Source organism: Brevibacillus brevis NBRC 100599 (assembly GCF_000010165.1).
Taxonomy (GTDB): domain Bacteria; phylum Bacillota; class Bacilli; order Brevibacillales; family Brevibacillaceae; genus Brevibacillus; species Brevibacillus brevis_D.
In genome coordinates this window covers 1,603,690-1,622,267 of sequence record NC_012491.1, presented here as the reverse complement: position 1 = coordinate 1,622,267, position 18,578 = coordinate 1,603,690, and the positions used below count along the sequence as shown (strand labels likewise).

Below are 18,578 nucleotides of genomic sequence, written 5' to 3'. Positions count from 1 at the left end.
CTAGGCGATTTTCGTCACTTTCTTCGCGTTCTGTACCATTTTTGAAACGCACGCCCAAAGTATAAAGCCAATCAGGAGAAAGCCGACATTCATGCTGATGACGCCTCCCCATCCGTAAGCGGACCAAAACATTCCTCCGAGTGTTCCGCCTACACTTGAACCCGTGTAGTAGAAAAATAAATACAAAGAAGAGGCCTGTGCTTTGTTCTGTAAAGCAAGCTGTCCTACCCAGCTGCTTGCGACGGCATGCGCTCCAAAAAATCCAAAAGTAAAAAATCCAAGTCCTACGATCTTCATCATTAGATTCGCTTCCCACGTCAAGCAGACGCCGATCAAGGCAAGGAATAAGCTTGTGAATAACAGCCTTTGCTTGCCGTGACGATCTATTAATTTTCCTGTCCAGACGGAGCTGAACATCCCGATGATCATAATTAAAAATGTCCAGCTTATATGTGATTGGCTCAGTGAATAGGGCTTCTCGAGCAATACATAAGCGATGTAATTGAACAACGCTACATTACTCCCTAAAAGGATAAAGCCGATGACAAATAAACAAATAAGACTTGGAGCCTTTAGATGGTCCATTAAAGACAGACCTAACTTTCGCATTACGAATGGGCGTGCTTCGAAATTTTGTGAAGGCGGTAAGGTGTTCCAAAAAACCAGTGTGGCAGCCAAACTAATGAGGCCAATTCCCCCTATTGCGATCTGCCAGCCGAAGTAGTCACTCATCATACCTGAGAAAACCCTGCCAAACACAGCTCCAATTGAATTGCCGCATATATAGAGACCCATAGCCGCTCCCAAACTTTTGGATTCGATTTCTTCTCCAAGATAGGCCATTGCTATGGAGGGTAAACCCGCCAATGAAATACCTTCAATCGTTCGCATTACCAGGAGAACATGAAAATTCGAACTGAATGCTGTGAGAATACAAAACACAGACGAAGCGAGCATAGAAACGATCATGATTGGCTTGCGTCCCCATACTTCAGACAACGAACCAAAAACGAGCATACTGACAGCAAGAACCATTGTCGTAATGGAGAGGGAAAGGCTTGCTGTCGTTGGACTAACCGCAAATTCCTTTGAAAATTCTGGCATCAAAGGCTGTACGCAGTAAAGAATCGCAAACGTATTGAAACCAGCGGCAAAAAAAGCAAAGCTTGTCTTGCGGAAGAGTGATGTGCCTTGTTGTATCATGTGATCACCATATCATTTCAGGATGATTATGGCTTCATGGTACCACCATTTATTTATGATGTATAATTCATTATAATTATGTTTTTCATGCATTCATGTAATGATTAATCCAAACGGAAAGTGGTGCTTTCGAATGGAATGGCAACAGTTCGAATATTTTCAAACCCTGGCAAGAATCCAACACGTGACACATGCTGCCGAAGCTCTTTCGATTTCCCAGCCTGCCCTTAGTCGTTCGATTGCCCGATTTGAGGATGAAATAGGCGTGCCTCTATTTGACCGTCAGGGACGTTCGATTCGGCTCAATAAATATGGTCAGCTCTTTTTAAAGCGAGTCGAAAATATGATGAAGGAATTTCATGAAGGAAAACAAGAAATCATGGATTTACTTGATCCCGATAAGGGAGAGGTGTCTCTTGGATTTCTGCACACGTTAAGTACGAGTCGCATCCCTGATTTACTGGCTTCTTTTCGCTCCCACTACCCAAACATTCATTTTCGACTCGGGCAAGGTCCCTCTCATACGCTTATGAATCAATTGCAAGGAGGAGAATTTGATCTTTGTCTACTTGCTCCGATGGATATGAAGTCTCCCTTTGTATGGAAACCGCTTTGGGATGAAGAGCTTTTTGTGATTGTCCCCAAAGACCACAAATATGCAAATCGTACCTCCATTACTTTGAAAGAGATTGCAGATGAATCCTTTATCCATTTAAAAGAAGGATACTCCCTTCGTATCACTGTCGAGCAATTGTTTCAAGAAGCGGGAATTACACCTCCCATTACATTTGAAGGAGAGGAAGCAGATACCGTTGCAGGGCTGGTCGCTGCTGGATTGGGAATCTCCCTTTTGCCCAATTTAAAGGGAACGGACCAAAGTAAGATCACACAAATCCCTGTCAAAAGCCCGAAGTGCCAACGAACAATTGGAATCGCTTGGGTAGAAGGGAGATATTTATCACCTGCCACTGAAAAATTCCAACAATTTGTTATGGATCATGCCTGCGATTTTGAATAAGGGATGGGTGAATCTACGACTCCCCCGCTTGCCTTGATTCCCGTCGCCAACTCATGAGTACCAAAGACAATGAGATTGTCGTGAGGATCATGCCAAGCACTTGCAAACCCTCGGTGCTAAACGTATCTCCCATTACTATGCTGATCAATAATGAGGAAAGAATGGTTCCTAGGTATCTGGATGTATTAAATAATCCGGATGCGACGCCGATGATTTCTTTTGGAGAGCTTTTGAACAAGGCTGCTTGCATTCCGACATTGTTTAAGCCGTTGCTAATGCCGAATGCCGCTAACGCCACACAAACACTGACGACCTGTGAATCTTGGTTGAACATCACGAGCCACAATGACCCAAATGTCATCAGTATGGCGGATGCTAACAATGCTGGCCGAGGTCCTGAGTGATCAATCCATCGTCCTGCTAGTGGAGACACAATGAGTGAGCATAAGCCTAAGCTGAGCATGAGCATTCCAGTATGAAACTCGCTGACATGACGAACCATTTGCAAGTAGGACGGAAGCCCGAAAAAAAGCGAATAAAAAAGGACGTTAACGAGCATGAATTCGATATTGACCCACGTCATCGCAGGATACTTCGCGAATGTCCTTAGAGGAATAAACGGCGACGTCGTTTTTAACTCATGTCGTACGAAAGCCCCCAATGTAACGAAGCCGATCCCTCCAACCATGATATGCCACCATGAGACATGCCCCGATGATTTTGCTGACAGTAATCCAACGAGCAGTGCAACCAGACCGACTGCGAAGAGCACGATCCCTGTTGCATCAATCAGCTCCAACCATTTTCGAAAGGACATGTTTTGTGTAACAGATGCTGCCGATTCATCATTTGGAATCATCCTCCAGGCTAACAGCAAGCTCGCCACCACGAACGGAATATTAATGAGAAAGATCGCAGACCAATCCCAATAATGAAGCAATACCCCACCAATAAAAGGTCCAATCGCTGCTGCTCCAGATAGGAATATGGACAGTACGGAAAGCGCAGTCGCTTGCTTCTCCGTAATATGAATTCGTACAAGGGCCATTCCAACGGCAACCATCATGCTTGTTCCGATCGATTGCACAATTCGGAATACAATGAGCCACCCGAAGTTTGGTGATAATGGAGCCAATAAGGAAGCAACGAAAGATACGACAAGCCCAATAAGAAATATCTTCTTGCGGCCGAACAAATCACTTGCCTTTCCCATGACAGGTTGAGCGATTGCACTCGCAATGTAGAACGAGAAAATAATCCACGAAACAACCGTGAAATCAAGACGGTACACATTTTGCAGCCTTGCAATTGCAACAGAAATCATCGAAGAATTTAATGGGTTCAACATTATCCCTAGTCCAACGGCAATCATCAACCACCTGTTGTGAGCCCCCATTTTCAGGCCCTCCTTAAGAGTTTTGATGATATCGTACTGGAAATCATACATTTACTCCAACGCATTTCGTGTTATGATTTCATGGATTGAAAGGAATGAATGGAGGAGCTACATGGAACTTCTTCAACTGCAATACTTTCTTACCGTAGCTCGTATGGAGCATGTGACCGAAGCTGCACGAAGTCTGCATGTAACCCAATCGTCCCTGAGCAAAACGATCCAAAGATTAGAGGAGGATCTGGGAGTCCCTCTCTTTGATCGTACAGGGAGAAAGCTGCGTCTGAATGAGTTCGGAAGCAAATTCCTTTGCCGGGTGGAAAGAGCTTTGTTTGAATTGGAACAAGGGAAACTGGAGCTTCGCGATTTGTCCAACCCGGAGCATGGTACGCTTGAATTAGCAGTGACTACGGCAAGCACCCTGCCCAATATCCTTCGAGAGTTTCGGAAAAAGCGTCCCGATATCCAATTCCATGTACAAATGCTCACCACGCAGGAAATGGTTACGCTTCTTCATAGAGGAGAGGTCGATTTTTGCTTGTCCTCCCCTCCTATCCAAGACGATGACATTGAATGTGAAATCGTGTTCATTGACCCTATTCTCGTAGCTGTTCCAAGGGGACATCGACTGGCAGACCGAAGTATCGTATCTTTGACAGAGCTGAAGGATGAATCGTTTGTCGGTGTAAAAAAAGGGTACGGTACACGCGATTTCGTAGACGCTATATGCAAGTCGGTTGGATTTGTACCTACCTATGTGTATGAGGGAGATGAACCTGCAAGGCTCATCCAGCTGGTGGAAGCAGAAATTGGCATAGCCTTCATCCCAAGCACGGCAAGAGATTCTCGTGAACAAATCACGTATCTAAGAGTCGAGAATCACGAATTGGTACGGGAAATCGCTTTATTATGGAACAAGAGTCGGTACATTTCGCGAGCTGCCCAAGAATTCCGTGAGGTCGTTGTCGATTATTTTGGGGATGTTTGCAAACTTGAGAGGTGATGAATCATGAAATTTCACGATTGCCCTACTTGTAATACCTACAGTCAAGAATGTATGATCGTCATCGAGAATGCGTTGCACCCTACAGCAGAGAGATTAACGTGCAGGAAATGTTCCTGGAGCGGAAAGTGGTCGGACATGAAAGTGCGCGAGATTCCAGACGAACCAATCCCGGGTGTCGAACCGATTACCGACTATGGTGTGCTACATTCCGATCAAATTCGACTTCGCTATACAGGTGGTTGTTGCCCTCATTGTGGGGGAGATGATCCTTTATGCTGGTGCCATGCATTTTAGGTGCAGGCAAATGAACACAAAAACAGACACGTCACAATCGCGTGTCTGTTTTTGTGGAGGCTACAGGAGCCTTTAGGATAATTCGATCTTCTTCCAGCTCGATTCGCAGCTTGCCGTCCGCCTGAATCGCCTGGAGGTACTCCATTGGGATCTGCAGCCTCCCCACCTGATCAAGCACCGCCAATTCCTCATGCGTGTCCGCGTTAGCTGACTCATCCAACGAATCGGAAGTGTTTTCTTCCGTTCCTTTTCGCCGCAACAGCTCGCTGGACGTTTTCCCATCCCTAATAGCTACGACGCGATCCACTTTTCGCGCCAGTTCCAAGTCATGCGTCACGATGACGACGGTTAGCCCAAAAGATCGGTTCAGCTCTTGAAACAAATCGAGAATGATAGCTGCCGTTCGAGTGTCTACACTGCCAGTCGGTTCATCTGCCAAAAGCAGCTTGGGTTCGTTCGCCAACGCGATCGCAATGGCTACCCGCTGTTGCTCCCCGCCGGAAAGTTCGCTTAACTTGTTCTTTTTTCGGTGGCCCAGCCCCACCAGTTCCAACAACTCGTGGGCGCGCTCCCTTTTTCGCTTGCCCCGCAAAAGCATTGGCATCTCCACATTTTGCAGAGCAGATAGATAAGGGATCAGATTGCGGGCGTTGTTCTGCCAGACAAAGCCTACGGTCTGCAAGCGGTACTGAACCAATTCGGAAGTCGTCAATCGAAACAAATCAGCTCCCGCCACGGAAAGCTTTCCTGCCGAGGGACGGTCTAGCCCACCCAGCATGTTCAGAAGCGTTGATTTTCCGCTGCCGCTATTCCCGATGATCCCCATCAGCTCTCCGGTCTCTACCCGCAAATCCAACCCTTGCAGCGCCACCACTTCCAAATCATTTGCCTTGTAGATTTTCACCAAATTTTCGCATACGATCATTTGATTAGTCCTCCCCCAGCTTTACGGCTTGATGGATCTGCATCCGTGACAGCAAAATACCGACGACCCCGATTCCGATAACCAGTGTCACAGCAATGAACGTATAAATGATTTGTTCATCTTGCGGCATCGAAATGACGGTAAAGGGAGGAACTTGCTTATCGGCATGCAAATAGAGGCTGAGTGCAGGCAAAAACAGGCTATTTGCCAGCTTGCCAGCTGTCATTCCCATCGCAAAAGCGACGCCAAACGTCAAGAGCTGCTCCCACGCGAGTATGGCAAGAAGCTGTCTGAAGGGCATTCCCATCGCGCGGAACACGCCATATTGCAATTTTCTGGCTCCAAGTGTAAGCACCCAGTACAACACGTAGCCGATAAAGGTGACCAGCATGGAAAGCAGGAACCCAAGCGTCAGCGATCCGTTCAGCCCCAAATAAAATGCGTTGTTTTTCATCTGGATGACTTGCTGTTTGGCATTATTCAGCAAGGCGAGCTTGACTCCCTCTTGTGACAGACCCTTGTAAAGCGATTCAGAAGACGATCCCTCTTTCATTTTGATCCAAACCTCATACGGCTCCATGTGAATCTTGTCTTGCACGAACGGTAAGTTGGCTACTGCCAAATACTGTTCTTCCACGCTGTTTCCGTATGTGCTTTTTACAGGAGTAGGGTTCCATCCCGGCCAGTAATCCACGATGGCATACACAATCATTTCAACCCTGCGAGAATCCCCCCAACCTAGCAGGATGGTTTGTCCCTCCACCACATGCAGTTTGTCAGCGAGGCTGCGAGACAGCAAGAGGGCACGTGGTTCTTTTGCTATCAAATTCAAATAATCGTGGAAGTGATGCGGCAGCAAGTCAGGCTTCATCCAAGCGGTCTTTGCAAACTCTTTGGGGTCGATCCCCATCAAGGTGATGTCCTTCACAGGATCGCCCTGAAAAGAAGCCTCCGCCAAGCCGTTCACAAAGACTTTTGTTGCATGCTCAACCTCAGGCAGCCGACTGTACATTTCGAAATCCGGCTCTACATACTGAACGGGAGGAGCTACGGGCGCTTGTACCACTTCTGCCCCCTCACCTTCTTCCGCATTCAATCCTCCCCGATAGACCGTTACTTCCGGTTTGTCGCTCTGCCACTCGGCCTTCAAACGAATATCCGCGCCGATTTGGTAACGGATTCTCTCCTCTGCATTTTGATTGATCGTCCGTGCCATGCTTGCACTGAACATTCCTACTGCGACCGTAATCGTCACAAACAGCATGAGAAAATGATACTGCCGCGGAGCTCTCCCTACCTGAACCAGCGTCGTATGCAGAGAAAGCGGGAAGAAGGAACGTCCTGCCCAAGACATCAGGCGCAGGAGCCACGGGTACAATCGGAGAAGCAGCAGGCCAAAACCGAGCGAGAACAGAACGGGCACAAAAAAGAGAAGGAAATCGATCGAGACGGCCGAAGCCCCTTCGCTTGTTTTTGCTGCGGTTTCAGCGGCGTTTTGATAGGAATACCATCCATACCACGAGACCGCAAGCAGCAATACGTCTAAAAACAGTCGGTGCCAAATGGCATGTCCACTCATTCTCGCCATGTTTTGCTTGTGCGTGACGATATTTTGCTTGGTTGCCAGAAATACAGAAATCAAAACGAGTGTGATACAGGCAAGCACCATCCACGCAGCATACACGAAAACTTCGCGACTTATGGTGACATCCAAACCTTTGCGATCGACGAATTCGAGAAATCCATTCGAGATGCCGAGTATCTTGCTAAGCTGTATCCCCACAAATGGACCAATCAGAAAAGCGCATAACCCCAAAATGGCGATCTCCATGAAATAAATAGAAAAAATCTGCATTCTGCTGGCTCCCCTGCTGCCCAGCACAGCGATTTCCGTTCGTTGCCTTTCCACAATTAATCCCGAAATCATGACGAGATAAATGCCCAGCATAATGAAAACGGGGATGTAGAGCGACCAGAGAATGGTTTTGAATTGCTTCTCTTGCTCATTGTACTTGCCGACGAGATTAGCCGCCGGAAACTGAACGTTGATCTCCGCTTTTTTCAATCCATGCTGTTGCAGCTTCCCTTCAATTCCAGTCACCAATGAATTCAGCTTCTCTGTATCGCTGATCCGAAAGGATTGGTAGTGAAGGGCCGTATACATTTGGCTTGAAATGACCAGATTTTTCTCTTCCAAAAACACACGCCGAAAAAGCCCTTCATCCAATACGAAGCCACTGGAATATTCACTCATCGAAGCAAACCAATAAGGATCGTTCCCCTCTTTTTCCTTGAAAACACCGACCGGCTTGATTCGCACCTTGAGTCCTTCTACCTGGCTCGTGGTCAGTTCATACAAGCTACCTAGCACCATCCGGCGGTCCTTTAGCGCTTTTTCCGTTACCAGCGCCTCGTACACGCCATCAACGGGGGTTGCAGCAGGCAAGCGACCGTCAACGAGCGTCATATGCTGCGCAAGTCCACTCAGCGAATAGATCCGCGAGCTGTCGGAACTGAGCGGGCTCTTCTCCTTTATGTTTTCCTGAATGGCATTAAACGGAATGGTCCGCAAAACTGTCACTTCTGCATACACCGGGACATTCAGTTGAGCGATTACTTCGTTTTGCAAATGAGCGGTCATTTCGTCTACAATAACCGCCCCATTCTCCCCCAGTTTGTTTTGATTGACCGCGATCAGTAAGCCACCAGGGAAGCGCTTCATATTCTTCTGGTATTCCTCCATATCCTTGATCAACATACGTTGAAGTACCCCTGACGTGAACGCCGGTATACTCGATACCAATCCGACAGCGACGACCAGCCCGATCAACAGACTGCCGACCAGCCAGCGGTTATTCATCATTTTCCGCAGGATCATTTGCAGCATCGCCACGACATTGTCCCCCTATTCCAAAATAACCAGTTGGCCTGCCGAAAGACCTTTGCGAATCTCAACCTCCGTCTGGGTCATGATCCCAGTTTCCACGTCCACTTCCTTCTTGCTATTCCCGTCGAGCACCCGGACGTACTTCCTGCCCGATAAATCATGAAGTGCTTTTCTCGGTATAAAAAGCGTCTGATCCTGCTTGTCCACAATCACTTCCATACTGACTCCTGTCCCGATCTCCAGGCCCTTTGGAGGGATTTTCGGTGTAATGAGTAGACTTCTCTGATACAGCTTCGTCAAATCCTCTGGTAAATTGGAAGGGACATGCAGGGGCGTCTGAACAACTGTCCCCTCGCCTTTTTCGCCGTCTTTACCGGTGAGAATCACTTTCATCCCTTCTCTAACATCTTGCAGGGCCTCTTTCTCGGGCGCGATATACATGACGAACAGCTTGTTCGGGTCGCCTATCGTTACCAACTTTTGATGCGCTTCCACCTCATCTCCCACCTGCCCATTGCTTGTAAACAGCACGATGCCGTCAAAGGGCGCGATCAGCTTGGTCTCGTTCCAACGCTGTTGCAGGTTCTTCAGGTCCATCTCTTTTTGCTTCACGTTTAGTCTGGCACCCTCCACCACGTACTGCTGCTTCTTGGGATCCTGCAATTTCGCCAAGTCCAGCTTAACCTTTTCCAATTCGATCTTGGCTAGCTTGGTCTCGTTTACCTTGGCGTGCATCTCTGCCTTCAAAACGTCCAGCTTCGCGGATTCGACTTCGTAGTGATTATCCTGCTGGGCTTCAAGCAGCTCCAGTTTTGCCTTCTCCACCTCATACTTGGCCGACTCGATCTCCCTTTCCATTTCAGCCGCATCCAATTCAGCAAGTACCTGTCCTTTTTTCACCTTATCGCCGCCTTGGACAGAGAACGACTTCAGCCGCAGTCCCTTCGTCTCTGGGAAAGAGAGCTCCGCCGTTTTCACGGTCGTGAAGGAAGCGTTTCCTTTCACACTTTTTACGATCGGCCCTTGTAAAACTTCTGCCACCTCATATTTGATAGGCGACGGCTCTACTAATGGCGGAGCCAGAACCTCCTCCTCCTTAGGGAATAGGGAACAGCCCGTCAACAAGAGGAAAACGCTCAAGTACGCCCATTTTATTTTGCTATTCCTTGATAAGACCGTCCTCCAATTCATAGACATCATCCGCCACCTCCATTACACCAGGATCATGTGTCGTCATGACAATGCTCATCGCACCTTCATCGACCAATTGACGAAACAAACGGCTAATTTGCAGACCGGTTTTACTATCCAGCTCAGCTGTCGGCTCATCTGCCAATAGTAGTGTCGGTCTGTTCGCAACAGCCCTTGCAATCGCACAGCGTTGCTGTTCTCCACCGGACATCTCAAACGGCCGATGATGCGCCCGTTTGGACAGCCCAACGAAATCGAGCGCTTCGCGAACACGCTCCCTCCATTCGGCAGCAGGCACACCTGACAGGCGGAGCCCAAACTCGACGTTTTCAGCGGCTGACATCAGCGGAAGCAGGCCAAACGACTGGAAGATAAAGCCCATGTTCTTTCGCCTGATCCTCGTTCGCTCATGATCCGATAGCTGGCCGATTTCTCGCCCCTGAAAATACACGCTTCCTACCGTCGGACGATCGAGTCCACCCAAAAGGTTTAATAGCGTCGTTTTTCCTGATCCTGATCTGCCTTTTAGTACGAGCAATTGTCCTGCTTCTACGCGCATTTTTACACCCGCAAGCGCTCTAACGGCAGCTGCCCCTCTACCAAACGTGCGCTCTACGTTTTTTGTCTCTGCAATGAACGACAAAATGACACCCCCGAATAAATATCTGAAAAATACAATTTTTATTAATAGTAACCGAATTGGAAACTATTGTTTAATAAAATTGGAATAAATTAAGATAAATGAATATAAACGAAAATAAAATACAAAAAGAAAAAAGGCAAAACCCTGTGGCTCTGCCTTTTTCTTATTTCCTTTTCGATTTTACAAAGTCCCAGAAACGACATTCCCTCGGAACATGACTGCTTGGCGCTTCGCACGGCGTGCAACTGCTTCTGCTGCCGAGGATGCATGAACGAATACAATATCCGCTTCGTCGCCAACATTCGGCCACAGGCGGTTGCCCTCTTTATCCAACGGCGTCTTCCCACCTGTTATGAAGCCTAGTGCTTGGGACAGGGAACGCTCGTCCTGCATGCGGAAGCGCTCTGCCAAGCGGCCTGCTTTTTCCAAGCTGTCTCCTTGACCAAATGGCGACCAGTGATCGGTAATACTATCGTCTCCGAGAGACACCGACACGCCTTTCTCATGCAGCAATGGAATTGGAATTGTTCCTCTGTTCACTGGTACAGTGGAAGTGATCGAAATGCCCAAACCAGCTAGCATTTCTGCTACTTCCCCTGCTTCTTCCAGGCTGATGTCAGCAAGGGAGTTGGCATGGCTGATGGTAACGCGACCTTGCCACCCTGCTTCTTCGGTCATTTTAGCGAGACGTTTGAATGTAAACACCCCGAGATGATCTGGATCATGCAAGTGAACGTCGATAGGTGCATTCGCTTCGACTGCCAGCTCAAAAATGGTAGCGAGCGATTTCTCGATGTTTTGATCCACTGTCGCCGGGTCCACACCACCAACGTAGGTCGCGCCCATCTTCAAGGCTTGGCGGATGTTTTCCACTTGGTTGCTTCGCAAAAGACCTTGCTGCGGGAAGGCCACGACCTCGCACTGCAATCTGCCGCTAAATGTCTCCAGTGCTGCCATGGTCGCTTCCAGGTTTTTGAGTCCGATATACGGATCGATATTACAATGGGAGCGAATATGGGTGGAGCCTGCGGACAGCAGCAATTCCAGCATTTTTTCTGCCCGCTCTTGTGCTGTTGGCAACAGCTTCGGCATGAGCTGGCTCTCTTCTTCCAGTCGACCCAGGATGCTTTTTACTGGCGTCACGGCTTTCCAAGGGCCACCATAGTACGTTTTATCGATGTGGATGTGCATATCCCTGAATGACGGCAGTGCCAATAGACCGCTGGCATCCTTCGTTGGCAGCTCGGTTTGTGGAGCTGCTCCACTCACGATCTGTGCAATTCGTCCGTCTTCGATTAATAGATGCGCCACTTCAGTATCTGTAGCAACCACCTTGTCATTTTCTTTGCGGTATCCGCTCTCCAAGCGGACGTTGGTAATCCAATAGGCTGTAGACATCTATCCATGACATCCTTTCTATTTAAAAGTAGTACTACCAGTCACCCGCGACCCGGTTGCCTTGGAAAAGAACGACCTTGCGCTTCGCACGTCTCGCAACTGCTTCTGCTGAACATGTCGCTTCGACCGCCATCAGGCTCGCCTCATCGCCAACCAATGGCCACAGGCGATTCCCGGTTTCATCGAGAGTGATCCGCCCCTCTGTCACAAAGCCAAGTGCTACGCCTAACGATCTTTCATCCGTCAAGCGGAAGCGTTCAGCCAATCGTCCTGCTTTTTCCAACAGGTCTCCACTGCCAAAGGGGGTCCAGTTGTCTGTCAGGCTATCGTTGCCGAGCATGACGGCTACGCCTTCTTGATGCAGCAACGGAATCGGAATGGTCGGGCGATTGATCGGAACGGTCGAGGCGATGGAGATGCCAAGCGAGGCGAGGCGTTGCGCCATCTCTCTGGCTTCTTCCTGCGAAACATCGCCCAATCCCATCGCGTGACTAATCGTGACACGTCCCTGCCAGCCTGCCTCTTCCGTCAGAGCAGCAAGACGCTTCATCGTAAACACTCCGAGATGCCCTGGATCATGCAAATGCATGTCAATGTCGGCATCCGCTTCTACAGCCAGCTCTAGCATCGTTTGCAGGGAACGCTCGATGTCGCCATCTACTCCACCCGGATCGACGCCGCCTACATGAGTGGCGCCTTGACGCAGTGCCTCACGTACCATGTCGCGTGCTTGTGTCCGCAGCATGCCGTAATGCGGGAAAGCAACGATTTCGTGGGAGACGCGGTCTGCATACGTCTCAAACGCACTCTTCATTCCTTCCAAAAACCCTAGCCCAACCTGTGGGTCCACATGACAATGCGTTCTTACATGCGTAACGCCTGTTTCCACCAGCAGCGAGAGTATATTTTCTGCTCCTGTCTGTGCCTGCTTGAGATACATCGGCAACAGCTCTCTGTCCTCAGCGTGGCGTTCGAACAAGTTTTTTACGGGAGTTGTTGCCTTCCATGGGCCGCCGTAATACGTTTTTTCCAGATGAATGTGCTTCTCCGCCATAGACGGCAAAATCAGTAAGCCCTTCGCGTCCTTTTTAGGCAGCCCATCCTCCAAAATTTCACTGGAAGGGACAATGCGTGTGATTTTTCCATGTTCAATGAGCAAATCGCACAGCTCTGTCCGCGTTCCACTGATCACGCCTTCTTCCCACTCATACCCGATTTCCAATCGAGCGTTGACGATCCAATAAGGAGAAGATTTCACCGGCTTTTCCCCCCTCTTAAACGTTCACTTCTTCCACTTGACCAGAAGCGAGGTTGCCTTTGAAGAATACAGCGTGTCGATCTGCACGGCGCGCGATCGCTTCTGCCGAGCAGGTCGCATCCACGAGGATCAGGCTCGCGTCTTCCCCTTGTACAGGCCACAGCTGTGTTCCGTTGGCATCCAGCGTCGTTTTGCCCCCTGTGATAAAACGCAGCGATTGAGACAAAGACAGCTCGTCCAGCCAACGATTGCGTTCTGCCAGTCGCCAGAGGCGCTCCAGTACATCGCCATTTCCATAAGGTTGCCATGTGTCAAAAATGTTGTCGCAGCCGACCGCAACGTCTACGCCATTTTGGTGCAGTAGCTGTACAGGTGGGATCACGCGGCTAAATGGCACGCTGGTGATAATCGTAATGCCTGCTTCCCGCAGGATCGTCGCCATCTCTTCAGCTTCTTGCACTGAGATGTCTCCGAGCGCAAACGCATGGCTGACAGCCACGCGGCCTTGCCAGCCAGCGTCTACGGTCATTGCTGCCAGTCGCTTCATCGTGTAGGTCCCCAAATGGCCTGGGTCATGCAAATGCAAGTCCACACCTGCGTTTGCTTCTACTGCTAGCTCCATCATTTGGTGCAAGGATTCTTCTATATCGCCATCTACATTAGCTGGGTCTACACCCCCGACATGAGTCGCACCTTGGCGCAACGCCTCACGCAAGAGTGCTTTTGCATCTGTACGCAACAAGCCATGCTGCGGGAATGCCACGATCTCGTGGGTGACTCGATCCGCGTAGGTTGCTAATGCTGCTTTTACTGATTCCAAATTGGAGATTCCCACTTCCGGGTAAATGTCCACATGTGTACGCACGTGTGTCGAGCCATAGGACAAGAGGATCTCCAACAGATTCTCCGCACGCTCTTGTGTCGTTGACGGCAATCCCGGCAGTGTACGCTTTTCAATTTCGCAGCGTTCAATGATATTGGATACAGGAATGACAGCCCGCCATGGCTCTCCCTGAAGCGTCTTGTCCAAATGAACATGCTTCTCTACAAAAGATGGGAGTGCCAATAAGCCTTTTGCATCCTTTTGCAAAATACCGTCTGTAAGCTTCTCGGTCTCTGGTACAATACGCGTGAATTTTCCGTCTTTAACTAAAATGTGAAACAAGGATGCCTCTGTCCCCGTGACGACACCGTTTTCCCGACGGTAGCCCGTCTCCAAACGAACATTGGTTAACCAATAGGTAACGCCCATCCATTATCCACCCTCTCTTTGTCTCTCTCCATTCCTTTCTCCCCCATTATCTAGGAAGCTGAAAGACTTGATTTGCACAATCTTTACGTCTATTTTCACTATTTTTACGACTTGTTCAAATTGCCTTTACTTCGTACATTTTTCTGATAACTTTGACGTAAGCAAAGGAGGGGTTACACCATGAAGGTTGAGATCGCACCAACCAATCAAGCTCTTCCGCCGAAAGCAGCGGCTACACGCCCTAGCAGATGGCGGACTTTTTACAGGAAACTACGAAAAAACAAACTCGCCATGGTAGGCGGCTGTATCGTGATTTTTTACATCGCGATTGCCCTGCTGGCACCTTTTATCGCGCCCCACGATCCATATGAGATTGACTTGGTTAACAAGTTGAAGCCACCATCTTCTGAACACTGGATGGGTACCGATGACAAAGGTCGGGATGTACTGAGCCGTCTTTTATACGGAACACAGCTCTCGATGTCCGTCGGATTTGTCGCCGTCTTTATTGGTGCATTTTTCGGAATTATTCTCGGCTTATTATCCGGTTACTACGGCGGCTGGGTAGATACGATCATCTCCCGTATCATCGATGTCCTCCTCGCCTTCCCGGGAATCCTGCTTTCTCTAGCCATTGTCAGTGCCTTAGGGCCGAGTCTCTTTAACGTTATGATCGCCGTTGGTATCTTCTCGATTCCTGTATTTGCACGGATTGTCCGCGGCTCTACTTTGACGGTGAAAAAACTGGAGTACATCGATGCGATCCGCTCACTCGGTGCCAATGACTTCACGATTATCTTTAGACACATTTTTCCAAACATTTTGTCTCCTATTATCGTACAGGCAACGATGCGCCTTGCTACCGCGATTCTTTCCGCCGCTGGCCTTTCGTTCCTCGGACTGGGAGCACAGCCTCCTCTGCCGGAGTGGGGCGCCATGCTCAGTAACGGACGCGACTTCTTGTTTACCGCTCCGCATCTGGCCATGTTCCCTGGTTTCGCTATTGCAACTCTTGTTCTCGGCTTCAACATCTTTGGGGACGGCCTCAGGGACGCTCTCGATCCACGAATGAAACAATAGGAGGGAATGCTACATGTTTGTTTACATTACTCGTCGCCTGCTGCAAATGATTCCCGTCCTGCTCGGTGTCGTTCTGGTCGTCTTTTTGATCATGCAAATGGTTCCTGGCGACCCGGCAGTATTGCTTGCTGGTGAAGGCGCTTCTGCAGAAACGATTGCGAAAATGCGTACACAGCTCGGCTTGGATCAGCCGATTATGGTTCAATACGCGCAATATGTCGTCAACGTGTTCCAAGGCGATCTTGGGACATCACTTCGCTCCAACCTCCCCGTGTGGGATGAGATCATGGCACGCTTGCCTGCTACCATCGAGCTCGCTGTTGCCAGTATTTTTGTAACGGTTGTCCTCGGAATGATCGCAGGGATCATCTCTGCTACCAAGCAATACTCTGCTGCTGATATTACGATCATGGTTATTGCCTTGCTCGGTGTATCCTTGCCAAGCTTTTGGCTCGGTTTGAGCTTGATCTACACGTTCTCCGTCAAGCTGCAACTCTTCCCGGTCGCAGGCTGGGGCACCTGGAAGCACATGGTTTTGCCAGCGATCACACTCGGTACTGCCGGAGCCGCCATCGTTGCTCGTATGACTCGCTCCAGTATGCTCGACGTCGTACGTCAAGACTACATCCGCACAGCAAAAGCAAAAGGCTTGCGTGAAACAGTCATCATTTACAAGCATGCTTTGAAAAACGCCTTGATCCCGATTATTACCGTCGTTGGCTTGCAGTTCGGTTTCCTTTTGGGCGGTACGGTTCTCGTAGAATCTGTCTTTGCCATCAACGGCTTGGGTCGTCTGATCGTCGATGCGATCCGCATGCGTGATTTGCCTGTCGTACAAGGCGGCGTACTGATCGCTTCCATTATCTTCGTGTTCGTGAACCTGCTCGTCGATGTATTGTATCGCTACTTCAATAAACGAATTGATCTGAACTAAGGAGGGATCACCATGGCGGAACAACAAGATATCATCCTGGACGTTCGCAATCTGCAAACGCATTTTTTCACAGAAGATGGCGTCAGTAAAGCAGTGGACGGCGTTGATTTCTCTCTAAATAGAGGAGAGACACTCGGGCTGGTAGGAGAATCGGGCTGTGGAAAAAGTATCACTTCCCTCTCGATCCTGCGTTTGATTGCCAGTCCTCCGGGAAAAATTGTAGGAGGAGAAATCCTTTTCAAAGGGCAAGACCTGACGAAAAAATCAGAAGCAGATATGCGTGCGATCCGTGGCAACGAGATTTCGATGATTTTCCAAGAGCCAATGACCTCGCTTAATCCGGTTTATTCGGTTGGAGAGCAAATCGCAGAGGTATTGCGCCTGCACCAAAACATGGGACGGAAGGAAGCTTGGGACAAAGCAGTAGACATGCTGCGCCTGGTCGGTATTCCTTCCCCGGAAAAGCGCGCGACGCAAGAGCCGCATGAATTGTCTGGGGGTATGCGCCAGCGTGTCATGATCGCGATGGCTCTCGCCTGCCGCCCGGAAATTTTGATCGCGGATGAACCGACGACAGCTTTGGACGTTACCATTCAGGCTCAGATTCTCGAGCTGATGAAAAAGCTGCAAGTCGAAATGGGCATGAGCATTATCATGATTACCCACGATCTTGGCGTCGTTGCAGAAACATGCGATCGGGTCGCGGTCATGTACGCAGGAAAAGTCGTAGAGTACACGACTGCACAAAACCTGTTCGCGAATCCACGTCATCCCTATACTGTAGGGCTGATGAACTCCCTCCCCCGTCTGGATGAGGACGTAGAAGAGCTGCAAGCAATTAAAGGAAATGTACCAAGTCCGTTCAATATGCCAGTTGGCTGCCGATTCGCTCCACGTTGCCCGCATGCAACAGAGCTGTGCCATACAAAGCTTCCTGAACTCTTGGAGTATGCAGACGGAAGCAAAGTACGCTGCTGGATGTATACGTCTGAGTGGGACGGCGACACCAAGACTGTTACGGAAGTGGGGGTATGACCATGATGACGACACAAGCGAATCCAACGAAAAAACCACTGCTGGAAGTAAAAAATCTCAAGCAGCACTTCCCGATCAAAGGCGGCTTATTGGGTCGTACCGTCAACCATGTAAAAGCCGTGGATGACATCAGCTTCACGATCCATGAAGGAGAAACACTGAGTATTGTAGGCGAATCCGGTTGTGGAAAATCCACTACCGGTCGTGCCATCCTCCGTCTGGACGAACCGACAAGCGGAACGGTACTATTCGAGGGACAGGATCTGCTGGCGATGTCCAAGAAGCAAATGCGCGACATGCGCAAGCATTTGCAGGTCATTTTCCAGGACCCGTTTGCTTCGCTCAACCCGCGCCAATCTGTATCCGCTATTCTCGGGGAAGCGTTGGCGATCCAAAATATCGTACCAGCGCATCAACGCCGCGAGCGCATTATCGAGCTGCTCGGCTATGTAGGCTTGCGTCCGGATCAAATTGACCGTTTCCCGCATGAGTTCAGTGGTGGTCAACGTCAACGGATCGGGATTGCCCGTGCCCTCGCGATGCAGCCGAAGCTGATCATTTGTGACGAAGCCGTATCGGCACTCGACGTATCCATTCAGGCTCAAGTGCTGAATCTCCTGAAATCGTTGCAGAAGCAATTCAAGCTGACCTATTTGTTCATCTCCCATGACCTCGGCGTCGTTCGTCACATCTCGGATCGCGTCATGGTGATGTACCTCGGTAAAGTGGTAGAGATCGCGGATAAAAAGTCGCTGTTCGACAACCCGCAGCATCCTTACACACAGGCTCTCTTGTCTGCGATCCCGGTGCCGGACATCAATAAAAAGCAGGAACGAATCATTCTGCGCGGAGATGTACCTTCTCCTATCAATCCTCCGCAGGGCTGCCGCTTCCATACGCGTTGTCCGTATGCAATTGATCGCTGCAAAACAGAAGTACCTGGACTCACGAGCCTGCACGATACGCACCAAGTAGCCTGCCACCTTGCCCAAGTCTAATCATAGAGAGATTAAAATTTTCTAAAAACGCAAGAGATCAAGAAGCAGCATGATATGATGGTA

Annotated in this window: 15 protein-coding genes; 6 read left to right on the top strand and 9 right to left on the bottom strand. The window is 49.4% G+C overall.

Features of this window, described 5'->3' with window-relative positions; translation table 11 throughout:
- Positions 1-1,203 (bottom strand): MFS transporter, encoded by a 1,203-nt coding sequence (locus tag BBR47_RS08185; RefSeq protein WP_012685297.1) that lies wholly within the window; start codon positions 1,201-1,203, stop codon positions 1-3.
- A 133-nt stretch (positions 1,204-1,336) separates the two neighbouring features.
- Here BBR47_RS08185 and BBR47_RS08180 point away from each other — a divergent pair, with 133 nt between their 5' ends.
- Positions 1,337-2,221, top strand: coding sequence for a LysR family transcriptional regulator (locus BBR47_RS08180; protein ID WP_012685296.1), 885 nt, complete (start codon positions 1,337-1,339; stop codon positions 2,219-2,221).
- A 13-nt stretch (positions 2,222-2,234) separates the two neighbouring features.
- Here the strand turns inward: BBR47_RS08180 and BBR47_RS08175 are convergent, their stop codons facing one another.
- Positions 2,235-3,617 carry an MFS transporter gene (locus BBR47_RS08175; protein WP_012685295.1) on the bottom strand — a complete coding sequence of 461 codons (1,383 nt, stop codon included), beginning with the start codon at positions 3,615-3,617 and terminating at the stop codon, positions 2,235-2,237.
- Positions 3,618-3,729: 112 nt separating this feature from the next.
- Between BBR47_RS08175 and BBR47_RS08170 the strand changes: the two genes are divergently transcribed.
- Positions 3,730-4,617 (top strand): LysR family transcriptional regulator, encoded by an 888-nt coding sequence (locus tag BBR47_RS08170; protein ID WP_012685294.1) that lies wholly within the window; start codon positions 3,730-3,732, stop codon positions 4,615-4,617.
- Between the two features lie 328 nt (positions 4,618-4,945).
- Here BBR47_RS08170 and BBR47_RS08165 read toward each other — a convergent pair whose 3' ends face one another.
- The 7 genes from BBR47_RS08165 to BBR47_RS08135 form a co-directional block, all read right to left on the bottom strand.
- Positions 4,946-5,839 (bottom strand): ABC transporter ATP-binding protein, encoded by an 894-nt coding sequence (locus BBR47_RS08165; RefSeq protein WP_012685293.1) that lies wholly within the window; start codon positions 5,837-5,839, stop codon positions 4,946-4,948.
- A gap of 4 nt (positions 5,840-5,843) precedes the next feature.
- Positions 5,844-8,726 (bottom strand): ABC transporter permease, encoded by a 2,883-nt coding sequence (locus tag BBR47_RS08160; RefSeq protein WP_231850604.1) that lies wholly within the window; start codon positions 8,724-8,726, stop codon positions 5,844-5,846.
- An 18-nt stretch (positions 8,727-8,744) separates the two neighbouring features.
- Positions 8,745-9,926 carry an efflux RND transporter periplasmic adaptor subunit gene (locus BBR47_RS08155; protein ID WP_231850573.1) on the bottom strand — a complete coding sequence of 394 codons (1,182 nt, stop codon included), beginning with the start codon at positions 9,924-9,926 and terminating at the stop codon, positions 8,745-8,747.
- Positions 9,886-10,560 carry an ABC transporter ATP-binding protein gene (locus BBR47_RS08150; protein ID WP_012685290.1) on the bottom strand — a complete coding sequence of 225 codons (675 nt, stop codon included), beginning with the start codon at positions 10,558-10,560 and terminating at the stop codon, positions 9,886-9,888. The genes BBR47_RS08155 and BBR47_RS08150 overlap by 41 nt, the downstream gene beginning before the upstream one ends.
- Positions 10,561-10,740: 180 nt before the next feature.
- On the bottom strand, positions 10,741-11,958 hold the full coding sequence (locus BBR47_RS08145) for an amidohydrolase family protein (RefSeq protein ID WP_012685289.1): 1,218 nt from the start codon (positions 11,956-11,958) through the stop codon (positions 10,741-10,743).
- Between the two features lie 34 nt (positions 11,959-11,992).
- Complete coding sequence (locus BBR47_RS08140; protein WP_012685288.1) at positions 11,993-13,216, bottom strand: amidohydrolase; 1,224 nt, start codon at positions 13,214-13,216, stop codon at positions 11,993-11,995.
- Between the two features lie 16 nt (positions 13,217-13,232).
- A complete protein-coding gene (locus BBR47_RS08135; protein ID WP_012685287.1) occupies positions 13,233-14,468 on the bottom strand; it encodes an amidohydrolase in 1,236 nt (411 codons plus the stop codon).
- 180 nt (positions 14,469-14,648) lie between these two features.
- Between BBR47_RS08135 and nikC the strand changes: the two genes are divergently transcribed.
- Genes nikC through BBR47_RS08115 form a run of 4 tightly spaced genes read left to right on the top strand, consistent with a single transcriptional unit; the run spans position 14,649 to position 18,515 of the window.
- A complete protein-coding gene (gene nikC, locus BBR47_RS08130; RefSeq protein ID WP_012685286.1) occupies positions 14,649-15,548 on the top strand; it encodes a nickel transporter permease in 900 nt (299 codons plus the stop codon).
- Between the two features lie 13 nt (positions 15,549-15,561).
- Positions 15,562-16,482 carry a nickel ABC transporter permease gene (gene nikB / locus BBR47_RS08125; protein ID WP_012685285.1) on the top strand — a complete coding sequence of 307 codons (921 nt, stop codon included), beginning with the start codon at positions 15,562-15,564 and terminating at the stop codon, positions 16,480-16,482.
- A 12-nt stretch (positions 16,483-16,494) separates the two neighbouring features.
- Positions 16,495-17,517: an ABC transporter ATP-binding protein gene (locus tag BBR47_RS08120; RefSeq protein ID WP_012685284.1), complete on the top strand. Its 1,023-nt coding sequence runs from the start codon at positions 16,495-16,497 to the stop codon at positions 17,515-17,517.
- Positions 17,518-17,519: 2 nt separating this feature from the next.
- Entirely contained in the window at positions 17,520-18,515 is a 996-nt protein-coding gene (locus BBR47_RS08115) for an ABC transporter ATP-binding protein (protein WP_041749311.1), read from the top strand.
- Positions 18,516-18,578: the final 63 nt, after the last annotated feature.